This is a genomic window from Synechococcus sp. R55.2 (assembly GCF_047462075.1).
In the GTDB taxonomy this organism is placed as follows: Bacteria; Cyanobacteriota; Cyanobacteriia; order Thermostichales; family Thermostichaceae; genus Thermostichus.
The window spans coordinates 1-13,075 of the sequence record NZ_JANSIH010000463.1 but is presented as its reverse complement, the minus strand read 5'-3'; the positions used below and the strand labels follow the sequence as shown (position 1 = coordinate 13,075).

The 13,075-nt window shown below is 59.7% G+C and carries 12 protein-coding genes; 3 read left to right on the top strand and 9 right to left on the bottom strand.

Going from position 1 to position 13,075, the window contains the following annotated elements; all coding sequences use genetic code 11:
• Together NW838_RS15880 and NW838_RS15875 are read right to left on the bottom strand one after the other, a co-directional pair.
• A partial coding sequence (locus NW838_RS15880) for an ATP-binding cassette domain-containing protein (protein ID WP_414428374.1) occupies positions 1–309 on the bottom strand: 309 nt, incomplete at its 3' end.
• Entirely contained in the window at positions 306–1,349 is a 1,044-nt protein-coding gene (locus tag NW838_RS15875; protein ID WP_414355556.1) for a FecCD family ABC transporter permease, read from the bottom strand. The genes NW838_RS15875 and NW838_RS15880, both read right to left, overlap by 4 nt.
• Positions 1,350–1,815: 466 nt before the next feature.
• Between NW838_RS15875 and mutS the strand changes: the two genes are divergently transcribed.
• Positions 1,816–4,515, top strand: coding sequence for a DNA mismatch repair protein MutS (gene mutS, locus NW838_RS15870; protein WP_414428373.1), 2,700 nt, complete (start codon positions 1,816–1,818; stop codon positions 4,513–4,515).
• A gap of 12 nt (positions 4,516–4,527) precedes the next feature.
• Here the strand turns inward: mutS and NW838_RS15865 are convergent, their stop codons facing one another.
• Positions 4,528–5,106 (bottom strand): cofactor assembly of complex C subunit B, encoded by a 579-nt coding sequence (locus tag NW838_RS15865; RefSeq protein ID WP_414428372.1) that lies wholly within the window; start codon positions 5,104–5,106, stop codon positions 4,528–4,530.
• A gap of 566 nt (positions 5,107–5,672) precedes the next feature.
• Here NW838_RS15865 and sigC point away from each other — a divergent pair.
• The gene (sigC, locus tag NW838_RS15860) at positions 5,673–6,773 is read left to right on the top strand and encodes an RNA polymerase sigma factor SigC (RefSeq protein ID WP_414355516.1); all 1,101 of its coding nucleotides are present in this window, start codon (positions 5,673–5,675) and stop codon (positions 6,771–6,773) included.
• On the opposite strand, the gene murJ is transcribed toward sigC, so the two are convergent.
• A complete protein-coding gene (gene murJ / locus NW838_RS15855; RefSeq protein WP_414428371.1) occupies positions 6,770–8,416 on the bottom strand; it encodes a murein biosynthesis integral membrane protein MurJ in 1,647 nt (548 codons plus the stop codon). The genes sigC and murJ overlap by 4 nt on opposite strands.
• On the opposite strand from murJ, the gene NW838_RS15850 reads away from it, so the two are divergent.
• Positions 8,400–8,738 carry a hypothetical protein gene (locus NW838_RS15850; protein WP_414355514.1) on the top strand — a complete coding sequence of 113 codons (339 nt, stop codon included), beginning with the start codon at positions 8,400–8,402 and terminating at the stop codon, positions 8,736–8,738. The genes murJ and NW838_RS15850 overlap by 17 nt on opposite strands.
• 203 nt (positions 8,739–8,941) lie before the next feature.
• On the opposite strand, the gene NW838_RS15845 is transcribed toward NW838_RS15850, so the two are convergent.
• The 5 genes from NW838_RS15845 to NW838_RS15825 all read right to left on the bottom strand — a co-directional run.
• Complete coding sequence (locus NW838_RS15845) at positions 8,942–9,772, bottom strand: HEAT repeat domain-containing protein (RefSeq protein WP_414428370.1); 831 nt, start codon at positions 9,770–9,772, stop codon at positions 8,942–8,944.
• 33 nt (positions 9,773–9,805) lie between these two features.
• Entirely contained in the window at positions 9,806–10,663 is an 858-nt protein-coding gene (locus NW838_RS15840) for a phycobilisome rod-core linker polypeptide (RefSeq protein ID WP_414332161.1), read from the bottom strand.
• Positions 10,664–11,132: 469 nt separating this feature from the next.
• Complete coding sequence (locus NW838_RS15835) at positions 11,133–11,615, bottom strand: phycocyanin subunit alpha (protein ID WP_011434281.1); 483 nt, start codon at positions 11,613–11,615, stop codon at positions 11,133–11,135.
• 194 nt (positions 11,616–11,809) lie between these two features.
• On the bottom strand, positions 11,810–12,328 hold the full coding sequence (locus tag NW838_RS15830; RefSeq protein WP_011434282.1) for a phycocyanin subunit beta: 519 nt from the start codon (positions 12,326–12,328) through the stop codon (positions 11,810–11,812).
• 422 nt (positions 12,329–12,750) lie between these two features.
• A partial coding sequence (locus NW838_RS15825; RefSeq protein WP_414428369.1) for a hypothetical protein occupies positions 12,751–13,075 on the bottom strand: 325 nt, incomplete at its 5' end.

Genomic DNA, 13,075 nt, shown 5'->3' with positions numbered 1-13,075 from the left:
CAGACTCACCAATTGCCGCACCGTCAGCCCAGCCGGGATCTGCGGCTGCTGGGGCAAAAGGGACAACTGCCGTGCCGCCTGTTGGGGGGTGAGCTGCCGGTGCAGATCCCGACCGTCCAGGTACACGCGCCCAGCTTGGGGAATCAGAACCCGACTCAACAGTCGCAGCACCGTCGATTTGCCGGAACCATTGGGGCCGACAATGCTCAGCCATTCCCCCTTTTGCACGCTGAAGCTCACTTGTCGCACCACCGTCCGGGATCCGTAGCCCCCGCTCAAATCCTCGACCTGCAGGATGGGCTCTCTCATCGCCCTGCCCCCTGCTGCCACAGCAGCCAGCCGAAAAAGGGAGCCCCCATCACAGCGGTGACAATCCCCACCGGCAGCTCTATCGGGCCCAAACGGCTCAGGATATCGGCACCGCTCAGCAGGGTCGCCCCTGCCAAGGCAGAAAGGGGCAACAGCCAGCGGTAATCGGATCCCACCCCCTGCCGCACCATGTGGGGCACCACCAAACCGACAAAGCCGATCAACCCCCCCACACTGACGGCGGTTGCCGCCAGCCAAGCCGCCACCAGACCAATCACCACCCGCGTCCGCGCCAGAGGGATCCCCAAGCTCACCGCCATCTCTTCCCCCAAGCTCAGCAGGTTTAAAGCCCGCGCCTGCCCCCATCCCAATCCCAAGCCGACCAGGATATACGCCCCGGCCACCTGCACCTCTGGCCAGCCCCGCCCGCTCAAGCTGCCGATCAACCAGGTGAGAGCCACCTGCACCCGGTCATCTGCCATCAACAACAAGGTGGAGCTAATGGCCCCAAACAGGGCGCTGACGGCCACCCCCGCCAAGATCAGCCGCTCCACCGCCAGTCCCGAGGGAGTACGCGCCAACCCGTACACCAACACGGTAGTCAGCACCCCCCCCACCCAAGCGGCCAGGGGCACCCAAGCCGTCCACTCTCCCAAGGTGAGCAACCCCACCGCCGCCAGGCCCGCCCCCGCCGAAATGCCCAGCAGGTAGGGATCCGCCAGCCCATTGCCCAGCATCCCCTGCAACAGGGCCCCTGCCATCCCCAGAGCCGCCCCCAGCAACTGGGCCAAGAGCGCCCGCGGCAGCCGCAACTGCCAAACAATCGTCTGCCGAATGGGATCCCCCTGCCCCCACAGGGCTTGCCAGAGTTCTGGGAAAGTCATGGGAACGGATCCCAAAGCAATCGAGACCAAAAGTACTAGGAAAATGAAACTCAATAGCAAACAGGTCAAACCGATTGGCGAGAGCAGCCGCTTTCTTTGCCCCCAGCCTCTGCCCCCCTCAACCTCTGTATACGGACACTCGCGATCGACCAGCACCGGGAAAACCTCTCGAGCTTTGCCCAGGAAGAGAGCCTTCTGAGGCCAAGAAACCCCCTCCGCCCGCAAGGGCGGGATGGAAAACTCAGCCAAGTTGGCCAGGCCTCCCTCCCGAGCTTTATTGAAAGTCAAACTCAACAAAACGTAGTCGCTAGAATAGCAAGGCTTCTTGGATGTTGCAAGTCAGTTTTAATAGCTTGTGCCTAAATTTCTCCCTCTTGCGCTTCAGGGCTTTTGGACAAGACCGGGCAGCGCCTCTGCCCAGCCATTCAGACTTACCTCAGGGGGGATCCAACTACCCTGAGCGAGGTCATGGCAACCAACCGCGAAATGGGAATCAGGGGAGAAGGGCTGGGGAAACGTCTCAAACTTCATCTAGACCTGGATCTAGAATGGCCCAAGCTGGTCGGCCCGAGTTGGCTAGACTCCGAACCTTCAGCCCATTGCTTGCAAACGTTTTGATGCCATGACTTCTCCCGCCGAGCATACTTGGAATGCCCTGGAGGTGGATCCCACCCTGCTCACCCCCATGATGCAGCACTATGTGGAGCTGAAGCGGCAGTATCCCCACGCCATCTTGCTCTACCGCCTGGGGGATTTCTACGAGATGTTCTTCCAGGACGCCCAGCGGGTGTCGCGGGAGCTGGAGCTGGTGCTCACCGGGCGAGAGGCCGGAGCCATCGGCAGGGTACCCATGTGCGGGATCCCTTACCACGCCTTTGACCGCTATGCCACCCAGTTGGTGGCCAAAGGCTATGCCCTGGCCGTCTGCGACCAGATGGAGCCGGCAGATCAGGCCAAGGGCTTGGTGCGGCGGGAAGTGACGCGGGTGATCACCCCTGGCACCGTCCTCGAAGAGGAGCTGCTGCAGGCGCGGCAAAACAACTACCTGGCAGCCGTCGTGCGGCTCAAAGGATCGAAGCAGGCTCCCTGCCGCTGGGGCCTAGCCTATGCGGATATCTCCACCGGCGAGTTCTGGGTGTGTCAAAGCGAGGGGCAAGAGCAACTGGAGCAGGAACTGGCCCGGCTGCAGCCGGCAGAGGTTTTGCTGCCCACCGAGGAGGGGCTGGGACTAGGCCTCATCCGTCCAGGGGATCCCCAGAAGCCCCTGGGTCTCCCCAACCAATACGCCTATACCCTGCGCCCAGCCGAACCTTTTGAACTGGCGGTGGCGCGGGAGAACCTCATGCAGACCTACGGCCTGCGCTCTCTGGAAGGATTGGGCTGTGAGGGATTGCCTCTGGCGGTGCGAGCAGCGGGAGGGCTTTTGCACTACTTAGAAGAAACCCATTCGCCTCAGCGGTGCGTAGCACCAAAGACCCTGCTGCAGCCTTCTCCCCAGGGAGGCCACCCGCTCCTGCCTCCCCCTCGCACCTACCAGCTCACGGACTACCTCATCTTGGATGCCCAAACCCGGCGCAACTTGGAGCTCACCCAGACCATCCGCGAGGGATCCTTTGTCGGATCCCTGCTCTGGGTGCTGGATCACAGCCGTACAGCCATGGGGGGGCGCACTTTGCGGCGCTGGCTAATGCAGCCTTTGCGGGATTCGGAGCAAATCCGCCTTCGCCAAGACACCATCCAAGAGCTTTTGGAAAACCCTTCTCTGCGGGCCCGCCTGGGATCCCTTCTGGACTCTCTGTACGACCTGGAGCGGCTGGCCAACCGCGTCGGATCGGGCACCGCCAACCCGCGCGAGATGGTGGCCTTGGGATCCTCCTTGGGCAAACTGCCCCAACTGGCCGAGCTAGTGGCTGAGGCCAAAACCCCCCTCCTGCAGAGCCTACAGCAAGTGGATCCCGCCCTGGTTGAGCTGGGCCAACGCATCGAGCACACCCTCCTGCCCTCCCCTCCCCCTGTGCTCACCGAGGGGGGCCTCATCCGAGCCGGCGTGGATCCCGAGCTGGACAGGCTGCGGCAGCAGGTGGAGCAAGACCGCCAGTGGGTTGCCCAGTTGGAAAAAAGCGAGCGCGACCGCACTGGGATCCCCACTCTCAAGGTGGGCTTCAACAAGGCCTTCGGCTATTACCTCAGCATCAGCCGCGCCAAGGCCCACCAAGTCCCCAAAGAGTACATCCGCAAGCAAACCCTGACCAACGAAGAGCGGTTCATTACCCCCGAGCTCAAAGAAAAAGAGGCCCGCATCCTCACAGCCCAAACCGACATCAACCAGCGGGAATACGAGCTGTTTGTGCAGTTGCGCCAAGAGGCAGGATCCCGGGCCGAAGCCATCCGCCAAGTGGCCCAGACCCTGGCTGCCGTCGATGCTCTGTTTGGCCTGGCGGAAGTGGCAGTGCAGCAGGGATACACCCGTCCCCTCCTCACAACAGACCGCCGGCTGATCATCGAGGAGGGTCGCCACCCGGTGGTGGAAAAATCCCTGCCCCAGGGCCTCTTCGTGCCCAATTCGGTGCAACTGGGATCCCCCCACGGCCCCGATTTGATCGTCCTCACCGGGCCCAACATGTCCGGCAAGTCCACTTACCTGCGGCAAATTGGGCTCATCCAAATCCTGGCCCAGATGGGCAGCTTTGTCCCCGCGCGGCGGGCAGAGTTGGGCCTCTGCGACCGCGTATTTACCCGCATTGGCGCTGTGGACGATCTGGCTACCGGCCAGTCCACCTTCATGGTGGAAATGAACGAGACCGCCAACATCCTCAACCACGCCGGCGAGCGCTCCTTGGTGCTGCTGGACGAGATTGGCCGAGGCACCGCTACCTTCGATGGCCTTTCCATTGCCTGGGCGGTGGCGGAATACCTGGCCACTCAGGTGCGCGCCCGTACGGTCTTTGCCACCCACTACCACGAGCTCAACCAACTGGAGACCTTGCTGCCCAACGTAGCCAACTTTCAGGTGGTGGTCAAGGAATTGCAAGATCGCATCATCTTCTTGCACCAGGTACAGCCTGGGGGGGCAGATCGCTCCTATGGCATCGAGGTGGGACGCATGGCTGGCCTGCCGCAGCCGGTAATCCAGCGGGCCGAACAGGTGCTGGCCTTGGTGGAAAAACACAGCCGCATCGGCCTGGGCTTGAGAAACCAAGGGAAAAGCCGCCTCGCCCAAAAGAACTCCAAAAAAGAGCCCGCTCCCAATGGGATCCCCGACCCTGCCGTTGGGGATCAACTGTCTTTGATCCCAGCACCTCTCTCTCCCGATTGGCCTTAGACTCCCCTACCCCTAATCCAGATCCCGTTCTTGCAACCCCAGGGCTGCAGCCAGCCCATCCAGCTCATCCCGATGCCCCTCCACCCACAGGTGGGATCCAGAAGCCGTTGGCGTTCGTTCCCAGGACGAGAGCGGGACAGAGTCCTCGTCGGCTTCCTGCAGTTTCAGGCGGATTTGTTCCGGGCGTTGGTTGCGCTGCCGGTAGTACCAACCCGCCCAAGGAGAAGCCAGCACCACCATCCAGGGCCAAGCTCCCCACCCCGGCTCAAGGGTCTGCAGCACCAAGGCCAAACAGGCCAGTCCCGTCCCCGCCAGCCCCGTCAAAAAAAGGGCCAGCCCCACGCTAGCCTGACCCTGCCCTGCAAAGGTGGCGATCCCCTCGGCATCGGCGGACTGGAGACGATAGCCACGCCTTTCCAAGTGCTCCCGTAGAGCGGATCCCATTTCTTCCAGGCTGCGACTGCTAAAGTAGAGGCGACTCTCCACGCGATCCTTGCCCGCAGCTCGCAGAAAAAAGAATAGACCGATGGCCAATAGAGTCGTCAACGCCAAGGTTGAAACCTTTTCCCCCGTCAGCGGGGCTATGGCCAACCCAAGTGCCTGAGCAGAGCCCAGTCCGCCCAGAGGAAGGGGGTTGACCTGTTCGGGGAGTCTGGCTCCCCCACAGCTGGGTGGGATAGGTGAATGGGAACAGTTCATCGAATAGAATCGAATAGATTGGAATAGGCAAAGCAATTTACACGCTACCTTTGAAGTTTAGACCCTCTAGGATGGATGGGTTACTTCCCCCAAGGACGAGCTGCTGGGTTCACCCTGAGGGCAATACGCTTTTTCGCAGTGGCGGTGACGGTTGAACTGGGGGGATCCTACGCTGGATCTCATGCCTCTGAGATGAGAAATGCAACTATAATTAAGTTATGATAAGGGACTCACGCTCTACCCGTTGCGTGATCCCTTCACTGCCACGTTAGCCTTTCTCTGTGGGGTATGGGCATGAGGTCGGGTTGAGGAAGAGGTCAATGTGTGATTTTCCTCCGAATGCCGCAAGGCGTTGAGCAAAGGGGAACACTTAAGCTTAACCCGCTCCACATCGTTTACCATCCCTCTCTCAGCCCACTGGACTGTCCACCCCTGTCGCTCCATCAGCAACACCTTACATGTCTAACTACGAACCTGAACTCAACGACATTTTGTTGGATAGCTCCGCCGATCTCCTCGAGGCCGCCGAAGAAGCAGAGGTGGATCTGGCCGATGGCGAGCTACTGGAAGAGGAGCCGACCCGCCGCTCCACCGATCTGGTGCGTCTCTATTTACAAGAGATCGGTCGTGTTCCTCTGTTGGGGCGCGATGAAGAGGTGGCCCTGGCCCAAAAAGTCCAAGACTACATGAAGCTCTTGGATTTGCGTCTGCGTTTGCAGAAAGAGTTGGGACGGGATCCAACTCTTGCGGAATGGGTGGCTAAGGCCAACCAGTACCCCGAGTGGGCGCAACTGACCCCTGAAAAGCTGCAGCAGATTCAGCGGATTGGCAAGCGTGCCAAAGAACACATGATCAAGGCCAACCTGCGCCTGGTGGTGTCGGTGGCGAAAAAGTACCAAAACCGCGGCTTGGAGCTGTTGGATCTGATCCAAGAGGGTACGCTGGGCCTAGAGCGGGCGGTGGAAAAGTTCGACCCAAAAAAGGGCTACCGCTTCAGCACCTACGCCTACTGGTGGATCCGGCAGGGCATTACCCGTGCCATTGCCACCCAAAGCCGCACCATCCGCCTGCCCGTTCACATCACCGAGAAGCTGAACAAGATCAAAAAAGCGCAGCGCAAGCTCTCCCAGGAAAAGGGCCGTACTCCCACCATCGAAGACATCGCCTCCGAGCTGGAGATGACCCCGCCCCAGGTGCGGGAACTGTTGGTGCGGGTGCCGCGCTCTGTATCTCTAGAAACCAAGGTGGGCAAAGACAAAGACACCGAACTGGGGGATCTGCTGGAAACCGACGACATTTCCCCAGAAGAGACCATGATGCGGGAAGCCCTGCACCGGGATCTGCAGCAGTTGCTCTCGGATCTGACCAGCCGCGAGCGGGATGTGATCCGCATGCGTTTCGGCTTGGGGGATGGGCGCACCTATTCGCTGGCGGAAATCGGTCGCGCCTTGGATCTGTCGCGAGAGCGGGTGCGGCAAATTGAGGCCAAAGCCCTGCAGAAGCTGCGTCAGCCGAAGCGGCGCAACCGCGTGCGAGATTACCTGGAAGCTATCAGCTAGTTCCGGCTTGCCCACTGGCTCCCCCAGCGTCCTACCCGTTTCCGCAGTCGGGCTGCTGCCCACTCCACTTCTGGGATCCGCAGGTAGAGAGCTCCGGCGGCGAACAAGCTTAGACCTAAACCCGCGGCCAGCCCGGCCCAAATGATGGCGGTGAGCAGGGGAGACCCCACAATCTCGTAGGAGCGCAGTTGGGTCCACAGCCAATGGCTCAGTCCCCCGGCCAGGACGGTGCTCCCCAGCAATGGCAGTAGGGCTTGTCCCATCTCCCGCCAAGGGATCCCCGGCAGGTGCCGGTGCAGCCGGATTCCCAAACCGATCAGCGCCACCAGATTAACCCCCGCCGTGGCCAGGGCAATGCCCGGCGCTCCAAAAGCCTGCAAAAATAGAAAGTCCAGTAGGGCATTCAGGCCAATGGCCATGCTGCTGATGCGCAGAGGCGTAGCCCCATCCTCCAGGGCATAGAAGATCCGCACCAGCACATCCCGCAGCAGGTAACCGGTCATCCCCAGACCATAGGCCATGAGCAGGGCTGCCACCTCTTGTGTCACCTCCGGCGTAAAGCGCCCCCGCTGGTAGGCCACTTGGACAATGGGCTCGGCCAAAGCCACCAACAGCATCGACAGGGGCAGGGTCACAATTGCCGTAAGCATCAGCCCTTGGCGGATACGCTGGCGCAGCTCCGGCCAACGGGATCCATCCCCTGCCAACTGGGCATAGAGAGGCATCAAGGGCACCAGCACCATGTTGGAGAGGATCCCCAGCGGCGTTTGTACCAGAAGCTGGGCATATCCCAAGTTGCCGATGGTGCGATCCCCAGGTACGAAAGAGGCAAAAAACAGATCCACATAAACATTGATGTGGATCATCCCGGAGGAGATCACCGCCGGCAACATCAGCAAGCCCACCGCCCGTACCTGCGGGGATCCCCACTCAAAGCGCAGGCGCGGTCGCCCCAGCCCTAACCGCATCTGGAGCGGAACTTGGGCCAACCATTGGGCAATGGCCCCGATGAGCACGCCCCAGGCCAGCAAAGTTGGGATCCCCGTCCATCCCAGCGTGACCAGGATCCCGATCACCGCCAAGCTGGAGATCAGCGGGCTAAGGGCAGGCAAGGCGTAGTGTTCGGCAGCATTCAGCGCTCCAAAGCCGATGCCAATCCACCCCGAGAGCAAGGCCAAAGGGGCCATGATCCGCAGTTGCGCAGCGGCCAGAGCATGGACTTCGGGGCTGGCTCCCGGCGCATTCAGGCGCACCACCCAGTCCGCTCCCCACCAAAGGCCCAAGCTGACCAGCAGGAGCAGGCAGCCTACCAAGGTGGAAATGGATTCCAGCCAGGCAGCCGCATCCTCCCTGTCCCGATCCCGCTGCTTTTTGAGGACACTGACGATGGCGCTGTGAAAAGGGCCGTTGATCCCTCCCAGCAGAATCAACAGAAAACCGGGCAGGATGTAGGCTACCCCGAAGGCGCTGTACTCCGGCCCCGAGCCATACACTGCTGCAATCAAAGCTTGGCGAATAAAGCCTATGCCCTTACTGAGCAAGGTCGCCCCGGCCACCAAGCCCGCCACCGACATCAACGAACGGGATGGCCCTGCTGAAGGAGATCCCCCAGGGATCTCTTCCTGAGTGGCAGACTCCTCCATTACCTTGTGTCCTGCACCCCAACCACTGCCTCAACAACAAACTGATCCCGGATCCCTCTTTGAATCCCAGGAGCCGCTTCCCATTATCGGGAATATCGAACATTCCGAGCAATTGCTGGACATTAGCCGCATCCGTTGGACAGGCCAACAGTTGCCGTTCCTGTGCCAGGTGCTGCAACAAATGCTCATCCCCCCGGTCGCGTCAGCGGGACGGCGTCCTTTGGGTTTCCTCGACCAAGGTCATGAAGTGCTTTCGAGAGGAAACTTGAGGGGATCCCTTGCACCTCAGGGATCCTTGCTGTTGCCCTTGCTCCAAAACTGAGGGCGGCACCTCGATACGGGAAGGCAAAAGACTGAGGCAGTGCTACAGCCACGGAGCCCAACCCTGGTGCCGAGCGGACAGATTCTGACGGCTTTGAATCGCTGCAGAGGGATGCACAAACTCATGGGCAATGCCTTGATAGGTCAGTTGCAAAGGACTCCGTCCCGCTAATGTGAACAGCAAGGGCCCAGAAGCACCACCGCTCACAGCAGCTCGTCGATCAGCCGGAGCACCTGCTGCAGCTCAGCACCGGGGATCCTTTGATGTTGTTCCAGGTTGATCTCCACCAACTGTTTGAGGGCGAGGAGCTTCAGGTTGACCTCCACCGCCGCCACCGCAATGGCTTGTGCTGCCGGCAAATAGCCACTGGCCCCCAAATCCAAAAGGGCAGCCCGCCGCAGATGGATGTTGTGGTGATTCAACACCGACAGCAGGCGCTGAGCAAAAGTCGGATCCCCAGTGAGACGATAGCAGGCCCGCGCCGCCGCACATTGCAAGCGAATGGAAGTGTGCTCTAGGTAAGGACGAATTGGCTCCAGGGCAGCAGCCACCTGCAGTTGTCCAAGAGCCTCGATAATGGCCTCTAGGGCGGCTTGGGCTTCTGTTTGCAGTCCTCGCTCCACACGGCGCAGCCCTTCTAGCAAAGCGGATCCCAGCTTTTCCACTTCGTCGGGATCCCTATGGAGGTTGTTGGCAAGGGCAATCTCAACCAGCGCCTGGGCAGCCGCTGCCACCACTTGGCCATCGGAGCAAGACAAAGCCGCCTTCAGGGGAGGGATCCCGGCGAGGGATCCCAGTTTACCCAAAGCACGAGCAGCATTGCGCCGCAGCGGATATCCCCCTTGAGCGGTGCGATCCGTTTCATCGGCCAGGGCCTCGATCAGGGCAGGGATCCCTTCGACGATGCGCATGCGTCCCAGCCACCAAGCGGCATAGTAGCGTTCCCCCGGATCCCCGTGGCGCAGCTTGGCGATTTGTCCAGCCGGGGTGAGATCCACCGACGGATTGGGATCCAGAGGAACAGCAGTGGTCATGGAATCAACAACGGAGAGGACACCGAGAAGGGATCAAGCGCTGCGGACACTGACGATCTTGGCGCCCGATTTGAGCAACCGCTGCATTGTTGCCGACAGTTGATCGGCAGAGACGAAAATCTGCTGGTTGGATTTGCGCACTCGGCTGGAAGTGGCCAGCGCCGAAGGCGGATTCAGCAGTCGGGTCACTTCCACACAGAACATGCGATCCGACTGGCCCGTTGGCGGCCCCAGGTGTTTGGAAATGGGGCTGGGCGGCAGCAGGCCCCGCACCCCAATGCGGCGAATGGCCGGGGTAAACCCGGTGGCCAAAGGCATCATCAGACGGGGTCTGGGCCCTTGGGAGCGATCGTTGTTGGCGTAGCCCCCGTAGAGAGCGAAGAGATTGGTAAAGTCGCGGGTGGAATGGGCCTTGCGGTATTCAAACCCACGCGGGTAGGGGACGATGTTGTCTCCAAAAGCTTCTAGGTATTCTGGGCTGTCGATGTAGGAATCGATCTCCGCGCTGTGGCCGCCAGATTGGTAGATGTCCAAATGGCGGGCGATGTCTTTGGGGCTGGTGGGAGCGCGTCCCAGCAGATGCTTGAAATTGAGCTCGATGGCCCGGGTTTGCGAGTTGGGGTAGAAAAACCGCTTTTTGTAGGCTTCGGACTTGGCGATCCATCGCACAAACTCCCGCACCGTCAGGCTGCCCTGGCGCAGCAGCGATTCCGCACTGGCTAGCTCCTTCCTATCGGCCCCAAACAAATGGTCGTTGCCCAGCACCTGACGGTAGATGGCCCGCAGCACCGCATTGAGCTGATCCTGGCTGGCGTTGGGGCGCAACTCCAGTGGGGTGGTCTCCGTAATGCCCCGGATCCCCATCCGGCTTGCCGCTGTAATTGCACTCATGCTAATTCCCCCGATTGAACTGAATGGACACAGATTGAGAACAAGCTTGCGTTTAGGGTCATTTCGATTCAAGCTAGGACATTGCACCCACACCTAAAGTGTTGGTTGCGTCGTCGCGTCGGCGTTGCGGAGCAATAATGCAGGGGGCCAAAAGGCTTTTCAAGGACTCCGTCCCGCTGGCGCGATCAATAGCCCAGGCGTCTCACCCTAGCCTGAAACGACTGTAGAAATCGAAAACTAAAATTAGAAATCAAAAATCGGCAGCCCCAAGCTGCAGAAGAGCAACAGTGGCGCCTTCCTATTGGGGAGACTGATCCGCAAACCCACGTGGTCAAACGTATCTCTCCGCAACGTAGCAGGCTCACCACCGTTGCCCTCAACAACCTTCCCTCGCCATCCCCCCTGGTTTATGGGATGAGCCAACTGGCTAGCCGGCGTCGCCCTTTTAGAGGGATCCCAAGCCAAGGGTTTAGCTGAGCGCGTTGATGGCGTAGTCGATGTAGGTGTTGGCTTCGGTGGCCGCTTGCCCGGTCAGGCCGTGGTTGGCTTTGATGTAGCGCAGGGCTTCGATGAACCAACTGGGGGAGAGCTCAAAAGCGGCGTTGATTTCGCGGATCCCGGCCAACTGATACTCGTCCAGAGGACCGGTGCCACCGGCTACCAAGCAGTAGGTGATGTAGCGCAGGTAGTGGCGCACGTCGCGGGCGCACTTGTCTTTGCCGGCTTGGGTGTGGCACTGCCCACCGGGTTGGGTGGTGTAGGGGAACTTGGCGTAAACCGCTTCGGTGGCACCGCGCACCAGCTCGTCGGCACGGCTGCTCAGAACTCGGGCGGCTTCCATGCTGGCGGCAGCCCGCTGAAAACGGCCATTGATGGCCTGCAATTCGCTGTTGCTCAGGTAGCGCCCTTGGCTGTCGGCAGTGGCGATGGCGTCAACAATTGGGGTTTGCATGATTCAAAACGCTCCTTTACTTAACTCAAGCTCAATGCAAAGAACAAGGCCAAAGCTGCAAAGTCTCAACTGCAAAATCGCTGCAAAAAAAGTTGCTTTTCTAGGGATCCCCTGCTAGCCTGAGTTGCCTCAGATTTGAGAGAGGGTCTTCATAACTGGATCCGAACACAACAGAAACTTCAGTCCACAAGGGATCAAACCACAGCGGCAGCAGCGCGATCGAAGTAGGATTCGATTTCGGCAATCAGAGCGCTGCAGTCACCCCGGGTGATGCCGTTGGGGTCGTTTACCACCGCCACCGCAGCCTTTTTCATCTTTTGGATGCCGTTGGCCACCGAGCTACCGGGGGTGCCCAAGGCTTGATAGGTTTCCCGCAGGCCGTTCAAGCAGCGCTCGTTCAGCACACTGGCATCTCCGGCTGCCACTGCGTAGGTGATGTAGCGGAGAATAATGTCCATGTCCCGCATACAGGCAGCCACATTGCGGCTGGGGTAGGCAGGCCCACCGGGAGCGTTCAAATTGGGCTCCTCGGCAAACAACTGACGGATGGCATCGGTCACGATCTTGGAGGCATTGCTGGTGAGGCGGTTCACAGCGTCCAAACGCTTGTTCCCCTCAGCAATTACCTGCTGGAGAGCGGCAAACTCGTTCTCTCCCAAAAAAGCGCCTTTGGAGTCAGCTTGTGCAACCACTTTGCCAAATACATCGTTCATGGTTTTGAATCTCCCTAGCGAAAGTAAAAGAGGTTATGAATCCACATTCCCTGCAGCGGACAAGAGAGCACCTGCCGGCCAGGAATGCAACACCGCTTGGATCCCCAGTGCCGAGAGGTGCTGTTTAACTCACAGAACCGCCGACGGGATCGAAGCCGATAGAACCAAGATGAGCAAGCGAAGCTCGCTCCCAGATCCAGGCCTTCATCCAAGGGATCGGACTTGGGCTAAGGAGCCTCAGCCGCTGCTGGCAACCTCAACTGGGCAGACGAGGAGAAGCTGGCTCGCCTTGTTTCCAGTCTTTTTCTACCGCGAAGGCAAGAAGCGATGAAATCAAAAAATGTAAATCGGCTTTACCTCGCGCAAAAAGGCTTAGATCGGTTTTCAATCTGTTTCCCATCTGGGATCCCGGCCAATGCTCCCTATCTTTCGTAGCGGCAGTTTTTTACAAAAGAGAACGTTTCTTGACCTAGCTTTACAACGTGAAGAAAGATGTCAGCCTCAATCGCGGCTTTGCGGCTTGGAAGGGATCCATTTTCAGTATCGGAGCGAACATTCTCATAAAGGATACATAATTTAACAAAACGCGCGGAATTCCCCACCCTCTGTAGGGTGGGGATGGATAGCGCCACTGGATTTGTGGAGCACTCAGAACTAGGACAGGTGGGGGTAGGATAACGCATATGGCAACCAGAAGGCAGACCTTTCGACTGTATCCCAGCAAAGCTCAGGAAAAGGCTTTGTTTG

What these genes read in the sequence shown, in the direction of transcription:
- NW838_RS15835 (WP_011434281.1), bottom strand. Translation starts at nt 11,615, where the DNA reads ATGCAAACCCCAATTGTTGACGCCATCGCCACTGCCGACAGCCAAGGG.
- NW838_RS15840 (WP_414332161.1), bottom strand. Translation starts at nt 10,663, where the DNA reads ATGAGTGCAATTACAGCGGCAAGCCGGATGGGGATCCGGGGCATTACG.
- murJ (WP_414428371.1), bottom strand. Translation starts at nt 8,416, where the DNA reads ATGGAGGAGTCTGCCACTCAGGAAGAGATCCCTGGGGGATCTCCTTCA.
- NW838_RS15845 (WP_414428370.1), bottom strand. Translation starts at nt 9,772, where the DNA reads ATGACCACTGCTGTTCCTCTGGATCCCAATCCGTCGGTGGATCTCACC.
- NW838_RS15830 (WP_011434282.1), bottom strand. Translation starts at nt 12,328, where the DNA reads ATGAACGATGTATTTGGCAAAGTGGTTGCACAAGCTGACTCCAAAGGC.
- mutS (WP_414428373.1), top strand. Translation starts at nt 1,816, where the DNA reads ATGACTTCTCCCGCCGAGCATACTTGGAATGCCCTGGAGGTGGATCCC.
- sigC (WP_414355516.1), top strand. Translation starts at nt 5,673, where the DNA reads ATGTCTAACTACGAACCTGAACTCAACGACATTTTGTTGGATAGCTCC.